The organism is Saccharothrix variisporea, from assembly GCF_003634995.1.
GTDB lineage: Bacteria > Actinomycetota > Actinomycetes > Mycobacteriales > Pseudonocardiaceae > Actinosynnema > Actinosynnema variisporeum.
This window is the reverse complement of the sequence record NZ_RBXR01000001.1, coordinates 7376871-7401260: the sequence shown is the minus strand read 5'-3', so window position 1 is coordinate 7401260 and position 24390 is coordinate 7376871. Positions and strand designations below refer to the sequence as shown.

Annotated in this window: 24 protein-coding genes and 2 rRNA genes; 1 reads left to right on the top strand and 25 read right to left on the bottom strand. The window is 70.2% G+C overall.

What is annotated here, in order from left to right:
• Positions 1-91: 91 nt before the first annotated feature.
• From DFJ66_RS33900 to ald, 8 genes are all read right to left on the bottom strand, one after another.
• Positions 92-832: a pseudouridine synthase gene (locus DFJ66_RS33900; RefSeq protein WP_121227383.1), complete on the bottom strand. Its 741-nt coding sequence runs from the start codon at positions 830-832 to the stop codon at positions 92-94.
• Entirely contained in the window at positions 825-1499 is a 675-nt protein-coding gene (scpB, locus tag DFJ66_RS33895; RefSeq protein WP_397556359.1) for an SMC-Scp complex subunit ScpB, read from the bottom strand. Before scpB ends, DFJ66_RS33900 begins: the two co-directional genes overlap by 8 nt.
• The gene (locus tag DFJ66_RS33890) at positions 1433-2251 is read right to left on the bottom strand and encodes a segregation and condensation protein A (RefSeq protein ID WP_121227381.1); all 819 of its coding nucleotides are present in this window, start codon (positions 2249-2251) and stop codon (positions 1433-1435) included. The genes scpB and DFJ66_RS33890 overlap by 67 nt, the downstream gene beginning before the upstream one ends.
• Entirely contained in the window at positions 2248-2568 is a 321-nt protein-coding gene (locus DFJ66_RS33885; protein ID WP_121227379.1) for a hypothetical protein, read from the bottom strand. The genes DFJ66_RS33890 and DFJ66_RS33885 overlap by 4 nt, the downstream gene beginning before the upstream one ends.
• Positions 2565-3542 (bottom strand): ParA family protein, encoded by a 978-nt coding sequence (locus DFJ66_RS33880; protein ID WP_246030004.1) that lies wholly within the window; start codon positions 3540-3542, stop codon positions 2565-2567. Before DFJ66_RS33880 ends, DFJ66_RS33885 begins: the two co-directional genes overlap by 4 nt.
• A 414-nt stretch (positions 3543-3956) precedes the next feature.
• The gene (locus DFJ66_RS33875) at positions 3957-4277 is read right to left on the bottom strand and encodes an ArsR/SmtB family transcription factor (protein ID WP_121227375.1); all 321 of its coding nucleotides are present in this window, start codon (positions 4275-4277) and stop codon (positions 3957-3959) included.
• A 78-nt stretch (positions 4278-4355) separates the two neighbouring features.
• Positions 4356-5243 (bottom strand): site-specific tyrosine recombinase XerD, encoded by an 888-nt coding sequence (gene xerD / locus DFJ66_RS33870; protein ID WP_121227373.1) that lies wholly within the window; start codon positions 5241-5243, stop codon positions 4356-4358.
• A gap of 35 nt (positions 5244-5278) precedes the next feature.
• Positions 5279-6388 carry an alanine dehydrogenase gene (ald, locus tag DFJ66_RS33865; RefSeq protein ID WP_121227371.1) on the bottom strand — a complete coding sequence of 370 codons (1110 nt, stop codon included), beginning with the start codon at positions 6386-6388 and terminating at the stop codon, positions 5279-5281.
• Positions 6389-6456: 68 nt separating this feature from the next.
• Between ald and DFJ66_RS33860 the strand changes: the two genes are divergently transcribed.
• Positions 6457-7014: a DUF1707 domain-containing protein gene (locus tag DFJ66_RS33860; RefSeq protein ID WP_121227369.1), complete on the top strand. Its 558-nt coding sequence runs from the start codon at positions 6457-6459 to the stop codon at positions 7012-7014.
• A gap of 19 nt (positions 7015-7033) precedes the next feature.
• Here DFJ66_RS33860 and DFJ66_RS33855 read toward each other — a convergent pair whose 3' ends face one another.
• The 17 genes from DFJ66_RS33855 to DFJ66_RS33780 all read right to left on the bottom strand — a co-directional run bounded on the left by DFJ66_RS33855 (position 7034) and on the right by DFJ66_RS33780 (position 24321).
• Positions 7034-7405, bottom strand: coding sequence for a DUF2752 domain-containing protein (locus DFJ66_RS33855; RefSeq protein ID WP_121227367.1), 372 nt, complete (start codon positions 7403-7405; stop codon positions 7034-7036).
• 5 nt (positions 7406-7410) lie between these two features.
• Entirely contained in the window at positions 7411-7986 is a 576-nt protein-coding gene (locus DFJ66_RS33850; RefSeq protein WP_121227365.1) for a GNAT family N-acetyltransferase, read from the bottom strand.
• 144 nt (positions 7987-8130) lie between these two features.
• Positions 8131-8751: an NUDIX domain-containing protein gene (locus DFJ66_RS33845; protein WP_121227363.1), complete on the bottom strand. Its 621-nt coding sequence runs from the start codon at positions 8749-8751 to the stop codon at positions 8131-8133.
• Positions 8748-10439: a CTP synthase gene (locus DFJ66_RS33840; RefSeq protein WP_121227361.1), complete on the bottom strand. Its 1692-nt coding sequence runs from the start codon at positions 10437-10439 to the stop codon at positions 8748-8750. Before DFJ66_RS33840 ends, DFJ66_RS33845 begins: the two co-directional genes overlap by 4 nt.
• Before the next feature lie 149 nt (positions 10440-10588).
• Positions 10589-11527 (bottom strand): copper transporter, encoded by a 939-nt coding sequence (locus DFJ66_RS33835; protein ID WP_121227359.1) that lies wholly within the window; start codon positions 11525-11527, stop codon positions 10589-10591.
• The gene (steA, locus tag DFJ66_RS33830; protein ID WP_121227357.1) at positions 11524-12708 is read right to left on the bottom strand and encodes a putative cytokinetic ring protein SteA; all 1185 of its coding nucleotides are present in this window, start codon (positions 12706-12708) and stop codon (positions 11524-11526) included. The genes DFJ66_RS33835 and steA overlap by 4 nt, the downstream gene beginning before the upstream one ends.
• A gap of 94 nt (positions 12709-12802) precedes the next feature.
• On the bottom strand, positions 12803-13408 hold the full coding sequence (locus DFJ66_RS33825) for a hypothetical protein (RefSeq protein ID WP_121227355.1): 606 nt from the start codon (positions 13406-13408) through the stop codon (positions 12803-12805).
• Positions 13405-13995: a hypothetical protein gene (locus DFJ66_RS33820; RefSeq protein ID WP_121227353.1), complete on the bottom strand. Its 591-nt coding sequence runs from the start codon at positions 13993-13995 to the stop codon at positions 13405-13407. The genes DFJ66_RS33825 and DFJ66_RS33820 overlap by 4 nt, the downstream gene beginning before the upstream one ends.
• Positions 13992-15770, bottom strand: a complete 1779-nt coding sequence (recN, locus tag DFJ66_RS33815; protein WP_121227351.1) for a DNA repair protein RecN — start codon at positions 15768-15770, stop codon at positions 13992-13994. The genes DFJ66_RS33820 and recN overlap by 4 nt, the downstream gene beginning before the upstream one ends.
• 375 nt (positions 15771-16145) lie before the next feature.
• The gene (locus DFJ66_RS33810) at positions 16146-17039 is read right to left on the bottom strand and encodes an NAD kinase (protein WP_121227348.1); all 894 of its coding nucleotides are present in this window, start codon (positions 17037-17039) and stop codon (positions 16146-16148) included.
• Positions 17036-17842 carry a TlyA family RNA methyltransferase gene (locus DFJ66_RS33805; RefSeq protein ID WP_121227346.1) on the bottom strand — a complete coding sequence of 269 codons (807 nt, stop codon included), beginning with the start codon at positions 17840-17842 and terminating at the stop codon, positions 17036-17038. The genes DFJ66_RS33810 and DFJ66_RS33805 overlap by 4 nt, the downstream gene beginning before the upstream one ends.
• Before the next feature lie 4 nt (positions 17843-17846).
• Positions 17847-18020: a hypothetical protein gene (locus DFJ66_RS43110; protein WP_170199821.1), complete on the bottom strand. Its 174-nt coding sequence runs from the start codon at positions 18018-18020 to the stop codon at positions 17847-17849.
• 4 nt (positions 18021-18024) lie between these two features.
• Positions 18025-18822: an HAD-IIA family hydrolase gene (locus tag DFJ66_RS33800; RefSeq protein WP_121227345.1), complete on the bottom strand. Its 798-nt coding sequence runs from the start codon at positions 18820-18822 to the stop codon at positions 18025-18027.
• A gap of 29 nt (positions 18823-18851) precedes the next feature.
• The gene (locus DFJ66_RS33795; protein ID WP_121227342.1) at positions 18852-19802 is read right to left on the bottom strand and encodes a tetratricopeptide repeat protein; all 951 of its coding nucleotides are present in this window, start codon (positions 19800-19802) and stop codon (positions 18852-18854) included.
• Positions 19730-20914 (bottom strand): hypothetical protein, encoded by a 1185-nt coding sequence (locus DFJ66_RS33790; protein ID WP_121227340.1) that lies wholly within the window; start codon positions 20912-20914, stop codon positions 19730-19732. Before DFJ66_RS33790 ends, DFJ66_RS33795 begins: the two co-directional genes overlap by 73 nt.
• 109 nt (positions 20915-21023) lie before the next feature.
• Positions 21024-21140 (bottom strand): 5S ribosomal RNA (rrf, locus tag DFJ66_RS33785).
• Positions 21141-21242: 102 nt separating this feature from the next.
• Positions 21243-24321, bottom strand: a 23S ribosomal RNA gene (locus DFJ66_RS33780).
• Between the last annotated feature and the right edge of the window lie 69 nt (positions 24322-24390).

Genomic DNA, 24390 nt, shown 5'->3' with positions numbered 1-24390 from the left:
TCCACGTTCTGACACTGAACAACCCGGGTGCCGTAGTTGTGGTACTGGGGCGTTCGACGGATTTCAGGGGGAGACCGTCGAACGCCCCCTCCTACAGGCCGACCGCCTTGTAGAGGGAGCCGACCTCTTGCCGGTTGAGCACGCGCATCGACCCCGGCCGCTGGTTGCCCAGCCGGACCTCGCCGACCGCCGTCCGCACCAGGCTCTGCACCGGGTAGCCCACGGCGTCGAGCAGGCGGCGGACGATGTGCTTGCGGCCCTCGTGCAGGACGACCTCGACCAGCGCACGGCCCGGTGCCGAGGAGACCAGGCGGAACGAGTCGACCTTGACCGGGCCGTCCTCCAGCTCGATGCCCGCGCGCAACCGCTTGCCGACGTCCTTCGCGACCGGTCCGGGCACTTCGGCCAGGTAGGTCTTGGTCACCCCGTAGGAGGGGTGCATCAGGCGGTGGGCCAGGTCACCGTCGTTGGTCAGCAGGAGCAGGCCCTCGGTGTCCGCGTCGAGCCGGCCGACGTGGAACAGGCGCTCCTTGCGGTGGGCCAGGTAGTCGCCGACGCACGGCCGGTGCTGCTCGTCGTGCATGGTGGACAGCACGCCGCGCGGCTTGTTCAGCACGAGCGTGATCACGTCCTCCTTGAGGACCACCCGCACGCCGTCCACGTGCACGACCGCGGTCTCCGGGTCGATCCGGCGGCCCTGCTCGCGCACGACCTCGCCGTCCACCTGGACGCGGCCCAGCTCGATGAGCTCCTCGGCGACCCGTCGCGAGGCGATACCCGCCTTGGCGAGCACCTTCTGGAGCCGAATCCCTTCGGGTCCCTGGTCAGACATCGTCGATCGCATCCACTTCGGGCAGCAGGGGAGCGATCGGCGGCAGGTCGTCCAGCGACGACAGCCCCAACCGCTCCAGGAACAGTTCGGTCGTGCGGTAAAGGATGCCACCCGTGTCGGAGTCCGTGCCGGTCTCGGCGATGAGCCCGCGCGCGACCAGCGTGCGGATGACGCCGTCGACGTTGACCCCGCGCACCGCCGCGATCCTGGCCCGGGTGACCGGCTGCCGGTAGGCGATGACGGCGAGCGTCTCCAGGGCGGCCCGGGTCAACTTGGCCCGCTGGCCGTCCAGCAGCAGCTTCTCCACGAATGGCGCGAAGCGGTCCCTGGTGTAGAACCGCCAGCCGTCCCCGATTCTACGCAGGTCGATGCCGCTGCCCTGCTCGGTGTAGCGCGCGGACAGCGATTTCAACGCCAGGGTGACGCGCTTCACCGGCTGCTCGAACACGCCGGCGAGCTGCTTCTCGTCGATCGGGGTGTCCACGACGAGCAGCACGGACTCCAGCGCACCCTCGAACTCCCGGTCGTCGGACAGGTCCGGCAACCCCGAGTCCTCGATCGGCTCGGCAGCGACGTCCTGCTGGTCAGGGGTGGGCTCGGTCACCCGTACTCCTCGTCCTCGTCCCGGGCTTCCGCCTCGGCTTGCTCGATCGTCCCCCCGACCCACGTGACGCGCAGCTCGCCCAGCGGGTCGGGCTGCTCGAACGACAGGGCCTTCTCCCGGTACAGCTCCAGCAGCGCCAGGAACCGCGCCACCACCTCGATCGTCTCCGTGCACTCCGCCACGATCTCGGCGAACGTCGCCGTCCCCCGCGAGGCCAGGAACTCGCGCAGCAGGGACGCGTGCTCGCGCACCGAGATCCGGTGCTGGTGGACGTGCGAGGTGGACACCGTGCGCGGCGGCTTGGGCCGGAACACCGCGGCGGCGATCTCGGCGAACCGGCGCGCGTCCACGCCCAGCATGACCTCGGGCAACAGCCCCTCGTACCGCTCCTCCAGCGCCACCGACCGCGGGTAGCGCCGGTACGCGCCCTGCTCCAGCTCGGCGAACAGCGCCGCGACCTGCTTGTACGCCCGGTACTGCAACAGTCGCGCGAACAGCAGGTCCCGCGCCTCCAGCAGCGCCAGGTCCTCCTCGTCCTCCACGTCGCCCTGGGGCAGCAGCCGGGCGGCCTTGAGGTCGAGCAGGGTCGCCGCGATGACCAGGAACTCGGTCGTCTCGTCCAGGTCCCACTGGTCGCCCAGCGCCCGGATGTGCGCGATGAAGTCGTCGGTGACCTGGTGCAACGCCACCTCGGTCACGTCCAGCGTGTGCTGCGAGATCAGTTGCAGCAGCAGGTCGAACGGGCCCTCGAAGTTCGTCAGCCTGACCTTGAAACGACCGTCGGGGACCTCCTGCTCGGAAACGTCCCCGGTCACTGCTCGCGCAACCTGCGCACGAGCAGCGAGTCGCCGCCGTGCTCTTCGAGGTCGTCCAGCACTATCGCGATGGCCTCGCGCACCACCCGACCGCGGTCCACGGCCAGGCCGTGCTCGCCGCGCAGCGCCAGGCGGGCGTGCTCCAGCGCCAGGAGCTCCTCGTCCGACACGTAGACGGTGATCTTGGTGGAGTGCTTCTGCCGACCGGTCCCCCGGCGCGGCGCCGGCTCGGCCGCCTGCTCCGGCACGTCCACCACCGCGGGGGTGGTGAGGCGGAACAGCTCGGAGGCGCCCGGCAGTGATGGGCGTCGGGTCACCGGGCGATCACCTCGCGCGCCAACGCGCGGTAGGCCTTGGCGCCCGCCGAGCGGGGCGCCCACCTGGTGATCGGCTCGCCGGCGACGGTCGTCTCGGGGAACCGGACCGTGCGGTTGATCACCGTGTCGAACACGACGTCGCCGAACGCCTCCACCACGCGCGCCATCACCTCGCGGGAGTGCAGGGTGCGCGGGTCGTACATGGTGGCGAGTATGCCGGTGATCTCCAGCTTCGGGTTCAACCGCTCCCTGACCTTCTCGATGGTGTCTATCAACAGGGCGACCCCGCGCAGGCTGAAGAACTCGCACTCCAGCGGGATGAGGACGCCGTCCGCCGCCGCGAGGGCGTTGACCGTGAGCAAGCCGAGCGAGGGCTGGCAGTCCACCAGCACGTAGTCGTAGTGGTCGATCACGGGCCGCAGGGTGCGCACCAGGGTGTGCTCGCGCCCGACCTCGGAGACCAGCTGGATCTCGGCAGCCGACAGGTCGATGTTGGAGGGCAGCAGGTCCATGCCCTCGACGGGGGTCCGCATGATCACGTCCCGGACGGTCACGTCCCGTTCCATGATCACGTTGTAGATGGTCTGGTCGAGCTGGTGCGGGTGCACCCCGAGCCCGACCGACAGAGCTCCCTGCGGGTCGAAGTCCACCAGCAGCACCCGCCGCCCGAACTCGGTCAGCGCGGCCCCGAGGTTGATCGTGGACGTGGTCTTGCCGACCCCGCCCTTCTGGTTGCAGATGGCCAGGATCTTCGCCGGCCCGTGGTGTGCGATCAACGGCGGCTCGGGCACGTACCGCAACGGCCGCCCGGTGGGCCCTATGTCCCCCACCGCCTGCTCGGCGGCGTCCTCATCGGCCGGCGCGGCGTGCGGCGCCAAGCTCAACTCCACGGACGCGCGCGGCACACCGGACTTCGGCATGGGCGGCGGCGGCGGTGGACCCCACGCCTGACCCGCGTGCTCCGGTGTCGACATCGCCTTCCCGATCCCTAGTCCTCTGCCTGGGCGCAGCCTAAGCACACCAAGTGCCACCGGCAACGCGCCTCGCCGTAGCGGGACCGAGCAGTTCTCACCCCGGAGGCCCCCGAGGCTTTTCGGCGCGCGAAGCGCGCTGTGTCCCGTGGTGACCACCACAGGTGGAGGGCCTCGGTTCCCCCGCCGTATGGCCTGCCCGAAGGGCTACCACAGATCGCCCCGGGTGCAGCCGAAAATTTTGCGAGGAACGAGCAAAAATTTCAGCGGCACCCGGGGCGATCTGTGGTTGGCTCCGCCAGGCCATACGGCGGGGGAACCGACGCCCTTCACCCCCCGCTGGCGGCCTGCCGCGCGGCGAGCGCCGCTTGTGAGCTTTTCATCTTTTCATCTTTTGATCTTGAGAACGCGAACCGCTCAGGAGACCGGGGCGCGCCGATCAGCCGCTCTCAAGATCACATCGAGCAGCCCCGGGAACAGCTTGTCCAGGTCGTCCCGCCGCAACGACACCCACCGCTGGTTCCCACAGGCCCGAGTCCGCGTGATCCCCGCCTCCCGCAGCACCCTCAAGTGCTGGGACAGGGTCGACTTGGCCACCTCCACCGCCAGCGCGCCGCAGCAGCGCTCGCCGTCCGACTCGATCTGGAGGACCACCGCCAGCCGGGTGGGGTCGCTCAAGGCGTGCAGGACGGCTCCGAGCTGGATGTCGGCAAGCTCCGGCTCGTCGATGTTCGGCACCGGCACGGCTCCTCCAGCTCGTCGCGTCTCCAGCTCGTCGTGTCCGGGGTGGGCCGCCCAACCCTACCTGTGCGGAGTTCATGTTCCACCCGTCGCTCGGGGGTGTGCGGTCGCGTAGACCTCGCGCAGGGTGTTGACGGTGACCAGGGTGTAGACCTGGGTCGTGGTCACGCTGGCGTGACCCAGCAACTCCTGCACCACGCGCACGTCCGCGCCGCCCTCCAGCAGGTGGGTGGCGAAGGAGTGCCGCAGGGTGTGGGGGGACACCTCGACAGAAAGCCCAGCTCGCTCGGCCGCGGTCTTGAGGACCTGCCACGCCGTCTGCCGGGACAGCCGCCCGCCGCGGGCGTTGAGGAACAGCGCCGGGGTGCCGCGCTTGACCAGGGTCGGCCGGGCGCGGACCAGGTAGGCCTCCAGCGCGGCCAGGGCCGGGCGGCCGACGGGGACCAGGCGCTGCTTGCCGCCCTTGCCGTCGAGCAGGACGGTGCGCTCGGCGGTGTCGACGTCGTCCACGTCCAGGCCCACGACCTCGGAGATCCGCGCGCCGGTCGAGTACAGCAGCTCCAGCAGGGCCTTGTCCCGGAGACCGGCCTCGGTGTCCAGCAGGCGCAGCACGTCGTCCACCGGCAGGGCCTTGGGCAGGCGGCGCGGCGGGGTCGGCGGGCGGACGTCGCGGGCCGGGTCGTGGGCGGTGATGCCCTCGCGGTGGGCGAAGCGGTGCAGGCCGCGGACGGCGACCAGGGTCCGGGCCACCGACGACTCGGCCAGCCCCTCCCCGCGCAGGCTCGCGGCGAACGCGGTGATGTGCTGCTCCCCGACCGCCTGCAACCCGCCCACGCCCACCCGCTCCAGGTGCTCGGCGTACCGACGCAGGTCACGGCGGTAGGAGTCCAGGGTGTTGCGGGACGTCCCCCGCTCCACCACCAGGTGGTCGAGGAACGCCGACACCACGTCCCCCACGGCCACGTGCCCTCGACTCCCGCCTCCCACAGCCACGTCCTTCACAGCTGGGCCAGCGGCACGTGGGGCAACCCGTGCGCCTTGGCCACCTCGGTCTGCACGACCGTCCCCCGCACCGCGTTCACCCCCTTCGCCAACGCCGGGTCGTCCCCGACCGCCTGCCGGAACCCCTTGTCCGCCAGCGCCGTCACGTACGGGAGTGTGACGTTCGTGAGCGCCCACGTCGAGGTGTGCGGCACGGCTCCCGGCATGTTCGCCACGCAGTAGAAAGTCGACTCGTGCACGCGGAAGGTCGGGTCGTCGTGCGTGGTCGGCCGGGAGTCGGCGAAGCAGCCGCCCTGGTCGATGGCGATGTCCACCAGCACCGACCCGGTCCGCATGGTCGACACGAGGTGGTTGCTCACCAGCGTCGGGGCCTTCGCGCCGGGCACGAGCACCGCGCCGATCACCAGGTCCGCCCACCGGCAAGCCTTCTCCACTTCGTAAGCGTTGGACGCGACGGTCTGGAGGTGCCCGCGGTAGGTGAAGTCGATCTGCCGCAGCCGGTTGACGTTGGTGTCCAGCACGATCACCTCGGCCTGCATGCCCAGCGCGATGGCGGCGGCGTTCATCCCGGCCACGCCCGCGCCCAGCACCACCACCTTGCCCGCCGGCACCCCCGGCACGCCGCCGAGCAGCACGCCCCGGCCGCCCTGGGTGCGTTCCAGGCAGTGCGCGCCGACCTGGGTGGCCATGCGGCCGGCGACCTCGCTCATCGGGGCCAGCAGCGGCAGCGTCCCGTCGGGCAGCTGCACGGTTTCGTAGGCGATGGCGTCGATGCCGGAGGCGACGATCGCCCGCGTGCAGTCGGCGTTGGCGGCCAGGTGCAGGTAGGTGAACAGGGTCTGGCCGGGCCGCATCCGGTGGAACTCGTCGGGCACCGGCTCCTTGACCTTGAGCACCAGCTCGGCCTCGCCCCACAGGTCGTCGGCCGAGGGCACGGTGCGCGCGCCGGCCGCCGCGAACTCGGCGTCGGGGATGGAGCTGCCCTCCCCCGCGCCCGCCTCGACCAGCACCTGGTGCCCCCGCCGCACCAGTTCGACCACGCCCGCCGGGGTGATCGCCACCCGGTACTCGTGGTTCTTCAGCTCGCGGGGTACTCCGACCAGCACCAGGTCAGCGTAGGTCGGCCGGCGCGTTCCGGCTGGATCAACGCCCCGGGGCTGTTAGCGTTTGCCCCGTGTCCGAACCCCACCAGGTCCGCATCGGCAACCAGCAGCGCGAGGCGGCCATCAGCGCGCTCAACGACCACTTCGCGGCGGGCCGCCTGGAGATCGGCGAGTACGAGCAGCGCGTCGGCTACGCGACCGCCGCCCAGACCGCGGGCGAGCTGGCCGCCCTGTTCCAGGACCTGCCCCAACCCCACCCGGACTTCCTGCCGCCCCCGCAGACCTACTACGCGCCGCCGACGGACTACGCGACCCCGCCCCCGGGCTTCGCCCCCGGCTACGCGGCCCCCGGTTACGCGCCACCCGGCTACTACGGCCCGAGCCCGGCGGCCCCGTACGGGGTGGATCCGCTGACCGGCCAGCCGCTGTCGGACAAGTCCCGCATCGCGGCCGGCGTGCTGCAACTGGTGCTGCCGTTCGGCATCGGCCGGTTCTACATCGGCGACACCGGCATCGGCATCGCCCAGCTGCTGACCTGCGGCGGCTGCGGCATCTGGTCGCTGATCGACGGCATCATCCTGCTGGTCAACGGCGGCACCGACGCCCAAGGCCGCAAACTGCGCGACTAACCCCGCTACACCACTCCGGCTACAGCACGAGGTTGCGAACCACCATCCACACCACCGCAACCGCCACCACCGGCTTCCCGACCCTCGGGGACACCGGCGGCACAGCCTCACCCCGCCGAGCCGCCCGGAACCACCGCACCCACAGCCACGCCAGCAACGGCAACCCGGCCACCAGCATCACGGCGTTGAGCTGCCAGGCGGCGGCGAGGTCCCCGTGCACCAGCGCGTGCACCATCCGCGTGGACCCGCAGGCGGGGCACTGGATCCCGGTCAACGCGAAGAGCGGACACGGCGGCCACCACGACCCGGGCTTGTTCGGGTCGCTGAAGAACATGACCCCGGCCGCCACCACAGCCCCCGCCGCGACCCCGACCGGCCCCCGCACACCCATGAGCCCTATTGTGCTCGCCCGCGGTGCCGCTCCCACTCCGGCCGCAGGATCGACATCACCGTCGCGTCGACCCGTTCCCCGTCCCACAGCAACGCGTCCCGCAGGACCCCTTCGGCGACGAACCCGACCTTCTCGTACACGCGCCGGGCGCGCGGGTTGAACGCGTAGACCTCCAGCGAGATCCGGTGCAGCCCGAGGACCTCGAACCCGTACCCGACGATCAGCCGCGTCGCCTCGGTCCCCATCCCCCTCCCGACCGCGCCGGGCACGAAGCAGATGCGGAAGCTGCAACTGCCGTTGTCGGCGTCCCACTGGTTGAGGACGGCTTCCCCGACCACCCGCCCACTGCCCCGCTCGACCACCGCGAGGTCCAACCGCCCGTCCTGCGCACCCCGCGAGCCGTACCACTCGCGCAACACGGCCTGGTCGGGATCGCCACCACCGTGCGACCCGGTGAGCCGCGCGACCTCGGGGTCGGTGAGCATCGGCAGCAGGGCCGGCACGTCGTCCGCGGTCACGGGCCGCAGGACGACGACCTCCCCGGTCAGGGTGGGCTTGGTCCGGAAGTCGGAACGGATCATGCAGGGAGTCTGTCTCCCCGGGACTGTCGGTGTCGCCTGGGATAATGGAACCGGGGGCCGGAGGCCAACCCCGGAGTCGGGCCGCAGGCCACCCCCGGACCACCGCGAACCGCCCCGGCCGGGAGTCCCAGCCGGGGCAGCACCTCACTTCTGCCGCGAAGCGAACCGCGTCGGCCGGTCCGCGAAGGGCGCGTCCGCCGGCCGAGCGTGAGCCCGCCCGGCCAGCACCGCCTGCGCCGCCAACAGCCCGGCCACCGCCGCCCCGTTGACGATCTCCCCGGCCAGCGCCATCTCCACCGCCTGGTCCAGCGGGAAGCGGTGGACCTCCAGGTCCGCCTCCTCCTCGCCCATGTGCTCCCGGTCCACCACCGACAGGTCCCGCGCGAGGAACACCCGCACCACCTCGTCGGTGAACCCGGGCGACGCGGCGACGTCGACCAGCGTCGCCCACGACGAAGCCGCCAGCCCGACCTCCTCCACCAGTTCCCGCCGAGCCGCCTCCAACGGCTCCTCGGAACCGGAGTCCAGCAACCCGGCCGGCAGCTCCCACAGCCGCTTGCCCAGCGGGTGCCGGTACTGGTGGATCAGCGTCACCAGCCCGTCGTCGGAGACCGCCGCGACCGCCACCGCCCCCAGGTGCTCGACGACCTCGCGCGAAGCGGTCCCGCCGCCGGGCATGACGACCTCGTCCACGCGCAGCCCGACGACCCGACCGATGTGCACGTCCCGCGAGGAGACGACGGAGAACTCGTGCCGGTCGGTCACTTCGCCGCCCCCACGCCCGAGGGCAGCGGCAGCCGGTCGGCCAGCCGGTAGTCCAGGGCCGCCTTGACGAACGCCGCGAACAGCGGGTGCGGCTTGGTCGGCCGGGACTTCAGCTCCGGGTGCGCCTGGGTGGCCACGAAGAACGGGTGCACGTCCGCCGGCAGCTCGACGAACTCCACCAGCCGCCCGTCCGGCGAGGTCCCGGAGAACACCAGACCGGCCTTGCCGAGCTTGTCCCGGAACGCGTTGTTCACCTCGTACCGGTGCCGGTGCCGCTCGGACACCTCGACCGACCCGTACGCCAGCGCCACCTGCGAGCCCGGCACGAGCTTGGCCGGGTACGCGCCCAGCCGCATGGTGCCGCCCATGTCGCGCTGCCCGGAGACCACGTCCTCCTGGTCGGCCATGGTGCTGATCACCATCGACCCGGTCTCCTCGAACTCCGAGGAGTTGGCGTCCTCGATGCCCGCGAGGTTGCGCGCGGCCTCGATGACCATGCACTGCAACCCCAGGCACAGGCCCAGCAGCGGGATGCCGCGGGTGCGGGCGTAGGTGATGGCGCCGATCTTGCCCTCGATGCCGCGCACGCCGAAGCCGCCCGGGATGAGGATCGCGTCCAGGCCGCCCAGGGCGTGCGCCGCGCCGGACGGCGTCTGGCACTCGTCGGAGGGCACCCACACGACCTCGACCTTGGCCCGGTGCGCGAACCCGCCCGCGCGCAGCGCCTCGGTCACCGACAGGTAGGCGTCGGGCAGGTCGACGTACTTGCCGACCAGGCCGATGCGCACCTTCTCCGCCGGGTTGTGGACGCGGTCGAGCAGGTCGCCCCACACCGTCCAGTCGACGTCGCGGAACGGCAGCCCGAGCCGGCGCACCACGTACGCGTCGAGTCCCTCGCCGTGCAGCACCTTGGGGATGTCGTAGATCGACGGCGCGTCCACGGCCGCCACGACGGCGTCGGTGTCGACGTCGCACATCAGCCCGATCTTGCGCTTCAGAGCATCCGGGATCTCCCGGTCGGCCCGGCACACGATGGCGTCGGGCTGGATGCCGATGTTGCGCAGCGCGGCCACGGAGTGCTGCGTCGGCTTGGTCTTCAGCTCACCGGACGGGGCCAGGTAGGGCACCAGCGAGACGTGCAGGAAGAAGACGTTGTCCCGGCCGACGTCGTGGCGGACCTGGCGGCAGGCCTCCAGGAACGGCAGCGACTCGATGTCGCCGACCGTGCCACCCACCTCGGTGATCACCACGTCGGGGGCCACCCCGTCGGGTCCCGGCTCGGCCATCGCCCGGATGCGCCGCTTGATCTCGTCGGTGATGTGCGGGATCACCTGGACCGTGTCGCCGAGGTACTCGCCGCGCCGCTCCTTGGCGATGACCTCCGAGTACACCTGTCCGGTGGTGACGTTGGCGTCCCCGGACAGGTCCCGGGCGAGGAACCGCTCGTAGTGGCCGATGTCGAGGTCGGTCTCCGCGCCGTCCTCGGTGACGAACACCTCGCCGTGCTGGAAGGGGTTCATCGTGCCGGGGTCGACGTTGAGGTACGGGTCCAGCTTCTGCATGGTCACCCGCAGACCGCGCGACGTCAGGAGCTGACCCAGGCTGGAGGCGGTGAGTCCCTTGCCCAGGGACGAGGCCACGCCTCCGGTGACGAAAACGTGCTTGGTCGTACGTGCCTGAAGCACCAAGGAGGCTCCCCGTGGTCTGAAGTTCCGCAGGGCGACCGGCCCTGTCCACGGGCCCTAACGCTAACACGGCGACGGTCACCCAGCGCGCCGGCGGTACCCCAACCCTTCACTCGGATGGCCTAGCTCGTTCCCGGGCCGTTCACCCGACCTCAGCCCACCGCTCCCGGCGCCGGGGCCTCGGCGTTGCCCGCCACCCCGTACCGCCCGGACTTGCCCTCCAACTGCTCCCGCAGCGCCAGCACGGTCACGACCCGCCCCGCCGCGGTCCCCACGTCGTCCACGGTCGACACCACGGAAGTCGCCGCCGTGTCCGCCCGCACCACACCCACCGGTCCGGTCCCGTTGGCCGACCCCTCACCGCCCGCCAGCACGGTCCCGGCCCCGGCCCGGTCGAGCTGGGTCGCGAACCGCGCCACGGTCGCCGCCCGGTCGCCCGCCGAGTCGCCGTCGAGGGACCCGCCGGTCAGCACCACCGCCAGCTGCGCCGGCCGCAGCCCCTGCCCGGTCTTGACGAAACCCGCCGACGTCAGGCCCGCCAGCGCCGCCGCCATCTCGTCCGGCGTGGCCTGCGGCTGGTTGTTCTCCTTGTTCAGCAGCAGCAACGCCCCCAACAACCCACCCGCCCGGGTGCCCGGGTCCGAACCGGCGGGCAGCTGGGTCCCGGCCGGCTGCAACCGGGCCACCAGGTCGCGCAGCTGGTCGGCCTTGCGCGGGTCCACGAACGACTCGGTCAGCTGGAGCTCCCCGGTCACCGACGCCCCGGCCGCGCGCAGCAGCTCGGCCAGCGCGTCCCGGTCGTTGGGCTTGGCGTCGGATGTGGTCACCAGCACCACGGTCCGCTCCGCCAGGAGCCCCTTGACCGCCATCGGGCCGACGGTCGTGGCGAACCGGTCGGCGTCGGCGAGCTTGGCGTTGAGCCCGTTGCGGGCGGTCTGGAGGTCGGCGACCTGCTTGCCCAGCGCCGAGTTGTCGTCGGTCAGGCCGGACAGCAACCGGCTGCTGATCGCGGTCGAGCCCAGCACGACGCCCACGGCCAGCGCCAGGAACACCGCGGTGATGGAGACGATGTGGTAGCGCATGGAGATCATCCGAACAACCCCTTGAACCAGTCGACGACGGACCGGAACGCGTCCACCGCCACGTCGACGTAGATCTGACCGACCCCGGACACCGCGAGCGCCGCCGCCATCGCGACCACCGCGGCCAGCACCAGCAGCACCATCACGCCCAGCGACACCCGGCTGCGGTGCAGGGCGGCGACCGCCGCGCCGTCGACGAGCTTGCTGCCCAGCTTGAGCCGGGTCAGGAAGGTCGACGGGTTGGACCCCGAGTGCCCGCGGTCGAGGAACTCGCGCAGCCCCGCCTGCAACCCCACGGTCACCACCAGGCTCGCGCCGTGCGCCTCGGCCAGCAGCAGCGCCAGGTCCTCGGCGTTGCCGGTCGCGGGGAAGGTCACCGCGCCTATCCCCAGGTCCTGGATGCGTTCCAGGCCGGGCGCGTGCCCGTCGGTCTGGGCGGGCACGACGACCTCGGAGCCCGCGCGCAGCGTCTCGGTGCCGATGCCGTCCGGGTCGCCGACGATGATGTCCGGCTTGTACCCGGCGTCGTGCAGGGTGTCCGCGCCTGCGTCCACGCCGACCAGCACCGGCCGGTACTCGCGGATGTACTTGCGCAGCCTCCGCAGCTCCTCGGCGTGCCGGGGGCCACCGCAGACCACCAGCACCTGCCGGTCGCGGATCGGCACGTACACCTCGGGCACGCCGATCCCGTCGAGGATCAGCGCGCGCTCGCGGCGCAGGAACTCGATCGTGTTGGCCGAGAACGCCTCCAGCTGGGCCGCCATCCCGGCCTTGGCCTCGATCATCGCGTCGGCGATGGACTCGGCGCTCTGCTCGACGCCGCGCGCGACCTCCCGCTCGCCGACGTAGACGGCACCGTCGTGCAGGCGCAGCTTCGTGCCGTCCTTCAGCTCGCGCAGCACGCCCGTGCCGACGCCGTCGACCAGCGGGATGCCCGCTTCCAGCAGCAGCTCGGGCCCGAGGTTGGGGAACCGGCCGGAGATCGACGGCGACGCGTTGACCACGCCCGCGACCTCGGCGGTGACCAGCGCCTCGGCGGTCCGGCGGTCGATGTCGACGTGGTCGAGGACGGCGATGTCACCGGGACTCAGCCGGCGCAGCAGGTCCCCGGACCGCCGGTCGACGCGGGCGACGCCCGTGACACCCGGCAGGTCGTGGTTCGCGCGGCTGAGCAACCCGGAGAGCTTCATGAACCGATGGTGACTCACGTCGGCGCGCCGGGCGGACACAACACGCCGAGGGATCCGGGCTGGTCAGCCGGCTCACTGTTCCACAGTGGACGGATTACCCCCGCTCGGGGGATTCCCCGGGGCGGTCGGGGTCGATCTCGTCGGTCGGGATCGGGATGCCGAACGGCGGCGTGTCGTCCTCGTCGTCCACCCGGTACACCGAGGGCCCTTCGGGCTTGGGCGCACGCGCCGGCCAGTCCTGCACCAGCCCCGCGCCGACCGCCACGGCCAGGCACGCGAGGGCGAGCGTCCACATCCCCGCGCCGACGGCCTTCGCGCTCTCGATCACCCGGGTCGAGCCGAACAGCCGGTCCAACGTCTCGTAGGCCGACCACGTGGTCCCGATCAGCACCCCGGCGGCCACCACCACCACGAACCGCCCGACCGCGTTGAGCAGCGGCGAGCGGAACAGCAGCACCAGTCCCACCACGGCGAGCACGGCGGCGGCGGCGATCGGCAGCCCCCACCCCAACCCGTTGGTCGTCTCGGGCGCGTCCATGCCGGCGAAGTCGAACGTCGCCTGCCACGCGGTGAACACCTGGGTGTCCACCCGGTCGGGCGAGAAGTGGAACTCCATCCGGAACAGCTCCAACAACGACCCGCACACCGCGAGCACCGCGCCGACCGCCAGCGCGACCGCTCCCGCCACCCGCTTGTTCACGAGACCCCCTTCTCCGGCAACTCGGGCAGCACCGCCACCTGGATGCCCAACGGCGGCGTGTCGGTGTCCGGGTCCACCAGCACGCGCACGACCGGCGCCTCCGCGACGGGCTCCGACCGCCGCAGCAGGAACACCGTCCCCACGACCGCCACGACGACCGACGCCACGAGCACCCACACCCCGGCGCCCGTCTCGTACTCGATGCTCGTCCGCACGTCGGTGACCGGCGGCGTCAGCCACGCCGCGACGGCCATGACCGTCGTCCACACCGCCCCGGCCAGCAACGCCGTGGCCGCCACCGCCGTGTACCGGGCGGCCTGGCGCTGCGGTTCGGGCAGGAACACCAGGGCCGCAGCCACCACGAGCAGGACCGCGGCGATCACCACCGGCACCCCGTACTGCGCCGACCCGCCCAACCAGACCAGGCCGGCGGGTTCGCTGGTGGTCGCCCAGCTGGTCATGGTGAAGCCGAACCGGTCGTCACCGCCCAGCGCGGTGCCGACGAAGCACAGCGGGAGGAAGGTCGCGACCGCGGCGGTGATGCCGGCCACGAACAGCAGCACGACACCGGTGCCGCGGCGGCTCACTTCCGCTTCTTCCGCCGCACCACCGGGACGCTCTCCTTGTCGGCCTTCGCCGCCGCCAGCAACTCCTCCGCGTGCGCGCGGCCGGTGTCCGTCGAGTCCATACCCGCCAGCATGCGCGCCAACTCGACCACGCGCTGCGATTCGTCCAGCACCCGCACACCGCTGCGGGTCAGCACGCCGTCCGCGGTCTTGTCCACCACCAGGTGCCGGTCCGCGAACGCCGCCACCTGCGGCAGGTGCGTCACCACGATGACCTGGTGGCTGCGCGCCAACCGAGCCAACCGCCGCCCCACCTCGACCGCCGCGCGACCGCCGACCCCGGCGTCCACCTCGTCGAACACCAGCGTCGGCACCGGGTCCGAGTGCGACAGCACGACCTCCAGCGCGAGCATCACCCGGGACAGCTCACCACCGGACGCACCCTTGTGCACCGGCAGCGCGGGCGCCCCGGGGTGCGAGATCAGCCGCAGCTCCACGTCGTCCACGCCGGACGCGCCCGCGTGCAGCAGCTGCCCGCCGACGTTCAACGCCTGCGCGTCCCCGGCCTCGGCCACCCGCGGCCGGACCGCCACCTCGACGGTCGCGTGCGGCATCGCGAGCCCGGTCAGCTCCTCCGACACCGCCTTGCCCAGCTCCTCGGCGGCGGCGACCCGCTCGGCGGTGACCTGCTGCGCGTACCCGGCCAGCTCGACCGCCAGCTCGTCCCGCCGCGCCGCCAACGCCGCCAACGCCTCGTCGGAGGTGTCCAACCCCGCCAGCCGGGCCGACGCGTCCGCCGCCCACGCGATCACACCGTCGACGTCGGCCGCGTACTTCCTGGTCAACGACTTCAGCTCGGCCTGCCGCGCCAGCACCTGCTCCAGCCGAGCCGGGTCGGCGTCCAGGTGCTCCAGGTACCCCACGATCTCCGCGCCGACGTCGGCCAGCAGCGTCTCGGCCTCCACCAGCCGGGGCTCCAGGTCCCGCAGCTTGGGGTCCTCCGACGACGCCAACCGCCGCCGCGCCTCGCCGATCAGCCCCAGCGCGCCCGGGATGTCCGGGTCACCCTCGGGCGACCCGCTCACCGCGTACTGGGCGCCGGTCGCAGCCTCCCGCAACTGGTCGGCGTCGGCCAACCGGCGGGCCTCGTCGTGCAGCTCGACGTCCTCGCCGGGCTTGGGGTCCACGGCGTTGATCTCGGCCAACCCGTGCCGCAGCAGGTCGGCCTCCCGCGCCAACTCCCGCGACCGCTCGGTCCGCTCGGTCAACTCGGCCGCGACCCGCAGCCACTCCTCGCGCAGCTTCTGGTACTTGCGCAGCGGCGCACCCACGTCGTCCCCGGCGAACCGGTCCAACACGGCCCGCTGCTCGGTGGGCCGCAACAACCGCAACTGGTCGTTCTGCCCGTGCACCGCCAGCAGCTGCTCGGCCAACTCCGACAACACCCCGACCGGCACCGACCGCCCACCGAGGTGCGCCCGCGACCGCCCGTCAGCCCCCACGGTCCGGACAGCGATCACGGACCCGTCGTCGTCGGGCTCGCCCCCGACCTCCTCGGCCACCTTCGCGGCAGGGCTGCCGGCAGGCGCCATGAACCGCCCCTCGACCACCGCCTTGTCCGCGCCGTTGCGCACGCGGGACGCCTCCGCCCGACCCCCACCCAACAGGTGGAGCCCGGTGACGACCATCGTCTTGCCCGCACCGGTCTCACCGGTCACCACGGTGAAGCCCTCGGCGAGCTCAAGGGTGGCCTCGTCGATCACACCGAGGCCCTGGATGCGCATCTCGGCCAGCACAGCGCGAACACTACTGGGCGAAGCCGCCGGCATGGGCGTTCGGGTGGGAGTGTCGAGCGAACAGGTGTTCTAACCGCCCCGGACGAGCGCGCAGCGCGCTTCACCCGGGCTGCCAAGCCAGGGGAAGGGCCTCGTTTCCTCCCCCGTACGGCCTGGGCGCAGCCCAACCGCGCTTCTCCGGGGGTGTCAAGGGTAAGCGGCGACGAAGGAGCCCCTTGCCCTTGACACCCCCGGAGAAGGGTGGTTGCCTCCGGCAGGCCGTGCGGGGGAGGAAACGACGCCCTTCCCTCCCCCCGGGGGCCTCCCCAGCCCGCTTTTGATCTTTTGCTTTTGCTTTTCGCTTTCGCTCTTGCTCTTGACCCGACCCCGCTCAGGTCACCCCGCCGAAGGCCCGCGCCACCCCTGCACCGGCAGCGAGAACTTCTCCACCAGCCGGTCGGTGAACGGCCCCTCCCGCAACCGCACCAGCCGCAACGGCGTCTTCCCGCCCACGACCTCGACCCGCGCCCCGGCCGGCAGCTCGATCGTCCGCCGCCCGTCCGCGCACAACACGGCCGGGTGCCCGCCCGCGTCGACCTCCAGCGCCACCACCGACGCCGGCGACACGACCAGCGGCCGGGCGAACAGGGCGTGCGCGTTGGACGGCACCACCAGCAGCGCCTGCACGTCCGGCCACACCACCGGCCCACCGGCGGAGAACGCGTACGCCGTGGACCCGGTCGGGGTCGCCACCAGCACGCCGTCGCAGCCGAACGCCGACACCGGCCGGCCGTCGACCTCGACCACCACGTCCAGGATGCGTTCCCGCGAGCTCTTCTCGACGCTGGCCTCGTTCAACGCCCACGTCGACTCGATGACGTGCCCGTCCACGGACGCGGTGATCTCCACCGTCATCCGCTCCTCCACCGCGTACGAGCGGTCGATGACCCGCGACACCGCCTCGGACAGCGCGTCGTAGTCGGCCTCGGCCAGGAAACCCACCCGACCCAGGTTCACGCCGAGCACAGGCACCCCGCAGGCGCGGGCCAGTTCCGCCGCGCGCAGCAGCGTCCCGTCCCCGCCCAGCACGAACACCAGCTCGGTGCCCTCGGCGGCGGAGTCGTCGGCCGCCACGACCTGGGTGTAGCAGGACGGGTCGAGCTCGGGTGCCTCGTCCTTGAGCACGCGCAGCTTGACCCCGGCCGCGCCGAACCGGCGGGCGACCTCCTGCGCGACAGCCACGTTGCTCTGCCGCCCGGTGTGGACGACGAGCAGGATCTCCCTCGTCACTGCGGTCCTTCCGCTACTGCGGTACGCACGAGCGCGGCGGCGGAGCCCGCGTCCAGGGGTTCGCCTCGGCGCAGCCAGGCGAAGTACTCCACGTTGCCCGACGGGCCGGGCAGCGGGCTGGCGACCACGCCGTGCAGGCGCAGACCCAGGTCCGCCGCGGCGGCCACGACGTCCAGCACGGCCTCGGCCCGCAGCTCCGGGTCGCGCACGACCCCGCCGGAGCCCAGCCGTTCCTTGCCCACTTCGAACTGGGGTTTCACCATCGGCAGCAGATCGCCCTCCTCGTCGAGGCACGCGGCCAGCGCCGGCAGCACCAGCCTCAACGAGATGAACGAAAGATCGGCCACCACCAGTTCAACCGTGCCGCCGATGTCCTCTGCCGTGAGCGAACGGACGTTCGTCTTGTCCTTGACCACGACCCGGTCGTCGGTCTGGAGCTTCCAGTCCAACAGCCCGCGCCCGACATCGGCGGCGACGACCTGCCGAGCGCCCGCCCGCAGCAGCACGTCCGTGAAACCGCCAGTGGATGCGCCCGCGTCGAGGCAGCGACGCCCTTCGACCTTGATGTCCGGGAACGCCTCCAGCGCACCGACCAGCTTGTGCGCGCCCCGCGACGCCCAGTTGGGGTCGTCGCCGTCGCGCACCACCAGCGCGGTGTCCAGTTCGACGGCGGTGGCGGGTTTGGTCGCGACCGTGCCGCGGACCGTCACGCGCCCTTCGGCGACCAGTTGGCTCGCGTGCTCCCGGGACCGGGCCAGCCCGCGGCGGACCAGTTCGGCGTCCAGCCGAGCCCTGCGCGGCACCGGATCACACCTTGTCGATGCTGGAGAGCGCGGCGGTCAGCACCGCGTGCGCGTCGTCGAACCGCGCCACGTGCTCGGCGACGGCCAGCTGCTCCAGTCCGTCGAGACCGGCCAGCGCGTCGTCGATCCCGGCCACCGGGTCACGCGGCGGGCCGGGGAGGGGAACCTCGAAGCTCACGCTTTCACGGTAGCCGATCGAGCACGGTGAGGTCCGCCGCGACGTAGGTCGGCCGAAGGTGGTCGGGCAGGGCCTCGACGTCCTCCGCCGTGGAGACACCGGTGAGGACGAGCAGCGAGTCCATGCCCGCGTGCACCGCACCCAGGATGTCCGTGTCCAGGCGGTCACCCACGACCAGGGGCCGCTCCGCACCCAATGACTTCGCGGCCTGCTCCAGCAACGGCGTAGCCGGCTTACCCGCCACCAGCGGCTCTTGCCCGGTCGCCGTGCGAACCGCCGCCACCAGCGACCCGTTGCCCGGCAGCAACCCCCGCTCAGTCGGCAGGGTGGCGTCGACGTTGCACGCCACCCACACCGCGCCGGCCCGGATCGCGACCGCGGCCTCGGCCAGGTCCCGCCAGCTCAGGTCCGGCGACAGCCCCTGCACCACGGCCTTCGCCCCGTGCGCCTCACGCGTGGGCACGAACCCCCTGATCCGGACTTCCTCGACCAGCGCCTCGGTACCCAGCACCAACACCGTCGAGCCTTCGGGCACCAGGTCCAGCAGCATCTCGGCACCGGCCTGGGCGCTCGTGCTCACCTCGTCCAGCGCGGCGTTGAAGCCCAGCTCGGTGAGGTGCTCTGCGACGTCGCGCGGGGAGCGGGAGGCGTTGTTGGTGACGAACCGGACGCCGACGCCGTGCCCGCGGGCGGAGGCGACCGCCTCCACCGCGCCGGGCACGGCCTCACGACCCCGGTAGACCGTGCCGTCCAGGTCCAGCAGAAGAGCGTCGTAACGGTTCAGCAGGGAATCGGACGGCACTCTGTGCTCCTCGGTCAGTCCGGTCGGGCTCAGTCCTGTGGGCTCAGCTCGAACGCCCGCTCGGCGGCGTCGGTCTCATTGTCGTCGTCGGCCTGGGCCGCGTTGAGGAACCAGCGGATGGCTTCTTCGGTACGACCAGCCGCCGCGAGGTTGTCGGCGTAGGCGTAGAACAGCCGCGCGCTCCACGGGTCCCGCCGCTTGGCGTCCAGGTCGTCGCCCTGGAGGGCCACGACGGCCGCGTCCAACTGCCCCATGTCGCGCCGGGCACCCGCCGCGACGATCCGCAGCTCGACGGCCTCTTCGGGGTCCAGCTTCAGCCCCTGCGCCTCACGCGCCAGCTCGATCGCCCGCTCGGGCCGACCCAGCGCCCGCTCGCAGTCGGCCATGACGGCGACGTGCCCGGCCCCGTGCGACATCCGCCGCGCGGCCCGCAGTTCGGAGAGCGCCTCGGCCCACTCGCCGGCGTGGTAGGCGGTCAGCCCGGCGGCCTCCCGGACCACCCCGACGCGAGCGGCCTTGGTGCGCGCGTACCGGGCGTGCTCCAGCGCCAGCTCGGGCTCGCTGTCGACCAGCATGCCCGCGGCGGCGAGGTGCCGACCGACGATCTCGGCCAGCCCCTTGGGCAGCCCGCGCAGCTCCTGCTTCACCTCGGGGTCGAGGATCGAGATGTCCGCGTCCTCCGGCAGCTCCGGCGCGCGCGCCCGACCACCGTCGTCGGCACGCCGAGCGTCGTCACCAGCGTCCCCCGCCGACTCCTCGACACCTTCTGCTTCAGCGTCGTCGTCAACGTCTTCGCCCGCCGCCGACTCCTCAGCCGGCAGGTCGCTGGGCAGCTCAGCGCTGACGGCCTCAGGACCAACCGCAGCAACCCCCTGCGCCTCGACCGCCTCAAGCGCCGGCGTCTCGACTACCTGCTCGGCAACCGCAGGCGCGTCCTCGACCGGGGCTTCGACCGGGGCCTCGACAACCGCGTCACGCACCGGCTGCTCGTCCCCCTGCGCGATCCGCTCCTGGAACCGCGCGGCCCGATCCCGGCTGCGCTCGTCCCGCCGGTCGTCCCGCCGGTCGTCCCGCCGGTCATCACGCGGCCGAGCCTCACGCCGCTGGTACCCACCACGATCATCCCGCCGCTGGTAACCACCACGGTCCCGCTCACCACCACGGTCGTCCCGCCGCTGGTAACCACCCCGGTCGTCACGCGGCCGGAACTCACGCCGCTCGCCACCACGCTCATCGCGCCGCTGGTAACCACCCCGGTCGTCACGCGGCCGGAACTCACGGCGCTCACCGCTGCGCTCACCACCACGCTCATCACGCCGCTGATAGCCACCGCGGTCGTCGCGCGGCCGGAACTCACGGCGCTCACCGCTGCGCTCACCACCACGCTCATCGCGCCGCTGGTAACCACCCCGGTCATCGCGCGGCCGGAACTCACGGCGTTCACCACCACGGTCGTCCCGCCGCTGATAGCCACCGCGATCGTCACGCCGCTGGTAACCACCCCGCTCGCGATCGCCACCACGGTCGCCGCCCCGGTCATCACGGGGCCGGAACTCACGCCGCTCGCCACCGCGCTCGTCCCGCCGCTGGTAGCCACCCCGGTCATCACGCCGCTGGTAACCACCTCGGTCGTCGCGCGGGCGGAACTCACGCCGCTCACCGCTGCGCTCGCCACCGCGGTCGTCCCGACGCTGGTAACCACCGCGATCCTCGCGCTGCTGGTAACCGCCCCGGTCATCGCGCCGCTGGTAGCCACCACGGTCGTCCCGGCGCTGGTAGCCACCACGGTCATCGCGCTGCTGGTAACCGCCGCGTTCGTCACGCCGCTGGTAACCACCGCGGTCCCGATCGCCACCACGGTCACCACCGCGGTCGTCACGGGGCCGGAACTCACGCCGCTCGCCACCGCGGGACTTGTCGTAGCCCGACCGGTCGTCGCGCCGCGGGTAGCCGCCGGTGCGCTCGCCACCGCGAGCGTCACGACCGCCACTGCCCTGCCTGCGATCTCCCCCGGCGCGGCCACCATCGGATCGGCGCTGTCGGTCTCCCTGGCCGCGCTGACGGTCGCCCTCCGGCCGATCGGCACGGTCACCGAACCTCGACACCTGAACTCCTTCTACTGCTGTGGACACGCCGAAAGGGCTTGTGATTCGAGCACATCTCCGTGTGCCCCCAACCACAAGCCCTTTCAGGGAAAAAATGTTCGGCGGCGTCCTACTCTCCCACACCCTCACGAGTGCAGTACCATCGGCGCTGGAAGGCTTAACTACCGGGTTCGGAATGGGACCGGGTGTTCCCCAACCGCTATGACCACCGAAACACTATGAAATTACCGCCCAACAGGCCCGGCGCTCGCCCTCACGGGCCCGCCTGGTCTGGTTCGGTTCTTTCAGAACCGCACAGTGGATGCGTAGCGTCTTCGTAGCAAGTCCTCGGCCTATTAGTACCGGTCAACTCCAGCCGTTACCGACCTTCCATCTCCGGCCTATCAACCCAATAGTCTCTTGGGGGCCTTAACCCACAAAGGGTGGGATACCTCATCTAGGAACGAGCTTCCCGCTTAGATGCTTTCAGCGGTTATCCCTTCCGAACGTAGCCAACCAGCAATGCCCTTGGCAGGACAACTGGCACACCAGAGGTCCGTCCGTCCCGGTCCTCTCGTACTAGGGACAGCCTTCCGCAAGTATCCTACGCGCGCGGCGGATAGGGACCGAACTGTCTCACGACGTTCTAAACCCAGCTCGCGTACCGCTTTAATGGGCGAACAGCCCAACCCTTGGGACCTACTCCAGCCCCAGGATGCGACGAGCCGACATCGAGGTGCCAAACCATGCCGTCGATATGGACTCTTGGGCAAGATCAGCCTGTTATCCCCGGGGTACCTTTTATCCGTTGAGCGACCACGCTTCCACAAGCCATGGCCGGATCACTAGTTCCGACTTTCGTCCCTGCTCGACCCGTCGGTCTCACAGTCAAGCCCCCTTGTGCACTTGCACTCGACACCTGATTGCCAACCAGGCTGAGGGAACCTTTGAGCGCCTCCGTTACCCTTTGGGAGGCAACCGCCCCAGTTAAACTACCCACCAGGCACTGTCCCTGATCCGGATCACGGACCGAGGTTAGACATCCAGTACGACCAGAGTGGTATTTCAACGACGACTCCACCATGACTGGCGTCACAGCTTCACAGTCTCCCACCTATCCTACACAAGCCGAACCGAACACCAATACCAAGCTATAGTAAAGGTCCCGGGGTCTTTCCGTCCTGCCGCGCGTAACGAGCATCTTTACTCGTAGTGCAATTTCGCCGGGCCTGTGGTTGAGACAGTCGAGAAGTCGTTACGCCATTCGTGCAGGTCGGAACTTACCCGACAAGGAATTTCGCTACCTTAGGATGGTTATAGTTACCACCGCCGTTTACTGGCGCTTAAGTTCTCAGCTTCGCCCCGAAGAGCTAACCGGTCCCCTTAACGTTCCAGCACCGGGCAGGCGTCAGTCCGTATACATCGTCTTGCGACTTCGCACGGACCTGTGTTTTTAGTAAACAGTCGCTTCTCGCTGGTCTCTGCGGCCGAAAAATCCTAGCCCGCAAGGGGCTTCAAATCCCTCGGCCCCCCTTCTCCCGAAGTTACGGGGGCATTTTGCCGAGTTCCTTAACCACAGTTCGCCCGATCGCCTCGGTATTCTCTACCTGACCACCTGTGTCGGTTTGGGGTACGGGCCGCATGAACACTCACTAGAGGCTTTTCTCGGCAGCATGGGATCACCCTACTTCGCCTCAATCGGCTATGCATCACGTCTCAGGATACATGAGCTGCGGATTTGCCTACAGCTCTCCCTACACGCTTACACCAGTACTACCACTCACTGGCGGAGCTACCCTCCTGCGTCACCCCATCGCTTGACTACTACAAGTTCAGGTCCCGCGCTCCACAACAACCCTCGTCCGAAGACTCGGGCTGCGCTTCGGGCGGTTAGTATCACAAGGTTCGCCATGGGCGCGTTCACACGGGTACGGGAATATCAACCCGTTGTCCATCGACTACGCCTGTCGGCCTCGCCTTAGGTCCCGACTTACCCTGGGCGGATTAGCCTGGCCCAGGAACCCTTGGTCATCCGGCGGCAGAGTTTCTCACTCTGCTTTCGCTACTCATGCCTGCATTCTCACTCGTCCAGCCTCCACACCTGGATTCCTCCGGCGCTTCGACGGCTGAACGACGCTCCCCTACCCATCCCAGCAAAACTGGAATGACACGGCTTCGGCGGTGTGCTTAAGCCCCGCTACATTGTCGGCGCAGGACCACTTGACCAGTGAGCTATTACGCACTCTTTAAAGGGTGGCTGCTTCTAAGCCAACCTCCTGGTTGTCTGGGCGACCCCACATCCTTTCCCACTTAGCACACACTTAGGGGCCTTAGCCGGCGTTCTGGGCTGTTTCCCTCTCGACTACGAAGCTTATCCCCCGCAGTCTCACTGCCGCGCTCTCACGTACCGGCATTCGGAGTTTGGTTGATTTCGGTAAGCTTGTGGGCCCCCTAGACCATCCAGTGCTCTACCTCCGGCACGAAACACACGACGCTGCACCTAAATGCATTTCGGGGAGAACCAGCTATCACGGAGTTTGATTGGCCTTTCACCCCTAACCACAGCTCATCCCCCAGGTTTTCAACCCTGGTGGGTTCGGGCCTCCACGCAGTCTTACCCACGCTTCACCCTGGCCATGGCTAGATCACCCCGCTTCGGGTCTAGACCACGCGACTCTGACGCCCTATTCGGACTCGCTTTCGCTACGGCTACCCCACACGGGTTAACCTCGCCACGCAGCACTAACTCGCAGGCTCATTCTTCAAAAGGCACGCCGTCACCCCTAAAGGCTCCGACGGATTGTAGGCACACGGTTTCAGGTACTATTTCACTCCCCTCCCGGGGTACTTTTCACCTTTCCCTCACGGTACTAGTCCGCTATCGGTCACCAGGGAGTATTCAGGCTTAGCGGGTGGTCCCGCCAGATTCACAGCAAATTCCACGAGCTCGCTGCTACTTGGGATAACCGTCAGGAGACACCGGGTTTTCGCGTACGGGACTCTCACCCTCTACGGCCGCGCTTTCCAGACACGTTCCGCTAACCACAGTGTTTTCTTACTCCTCGACCGTCCGGCAGAACGATCAGACAGGTCCCACAACCCCGTACACGCAACCCCTGCCGGGTATCACACGAGTACGGTTTAGCCTCTTCCGCTTTCGCTCGCCACTACTCACGGAATCACGGTTGTTTTCTCTTCCTGCGGGTACTGAGATGTTTCACTTCCCCGCGTTCCCTCCACATACCCTATGTGTTCAGGTATGGGTGACCCCACATGACTGGGGCCGGGTTTCCCCATTCGGACACCCTTGGATCTCAGCTCGGTTGACAGCTCCCCAAGGCTTTTCGCAGTCTCCTACGTCCTTCATCGGCTCCTGGTGCCAAGGCATCCACCGTATGCCCTTAATAACTTGCCACAAAGATGCTCGCATCCACTGTGCAGTTCTCAAAGAACAACCAGACAACCATCCCACCACTGCCGACGC

Coding starts and splice junctions, on each gene's coding strand:
- DFJ66_RS33900 (WP_121227383.1), bottom strand. CDS start 832: ATGTCTGACCAGGGACCCGAAGGGATTCGGCTCCAGAAGGTGCTCGCC.
- DFJ66_RS33880 (WP_246030004.1), bottom strand. CDS start 3,542: ATGTCGACACCGGAGCACGCGGGTCAGGCGTGGGGTCCACCGCCGCCG.
- DFJ66_RS33855 (WP_121227367.1), bottom strand. CDS start 7,405: ATGGGTGTGCGGGGGCCGGTCGGGGTCGCGGCGGGGGCTGTGGTGGCG.
- DFJ66_RS33850 (WP_121227365.1), bottom strand. CDS start 7,986: ATGATCCGTTCCGACTTCCGGACCAAGCCCACCCTGACCGGGGAGGTC.
- DFJ66_RS33835 (WP_121227359.1), bottom strand. CDS start 11,527: ATGATCTCCATGCGCTACCACATCGTCTCCATCACCGCGGTGTTCCTG.
- steA (WP_121227357.1), bottom strand. CDS start 12,708: ATGAAGCTCTCCGGGTTGCTCAGCCGCGCGAACCACGACCTGCCGGGT.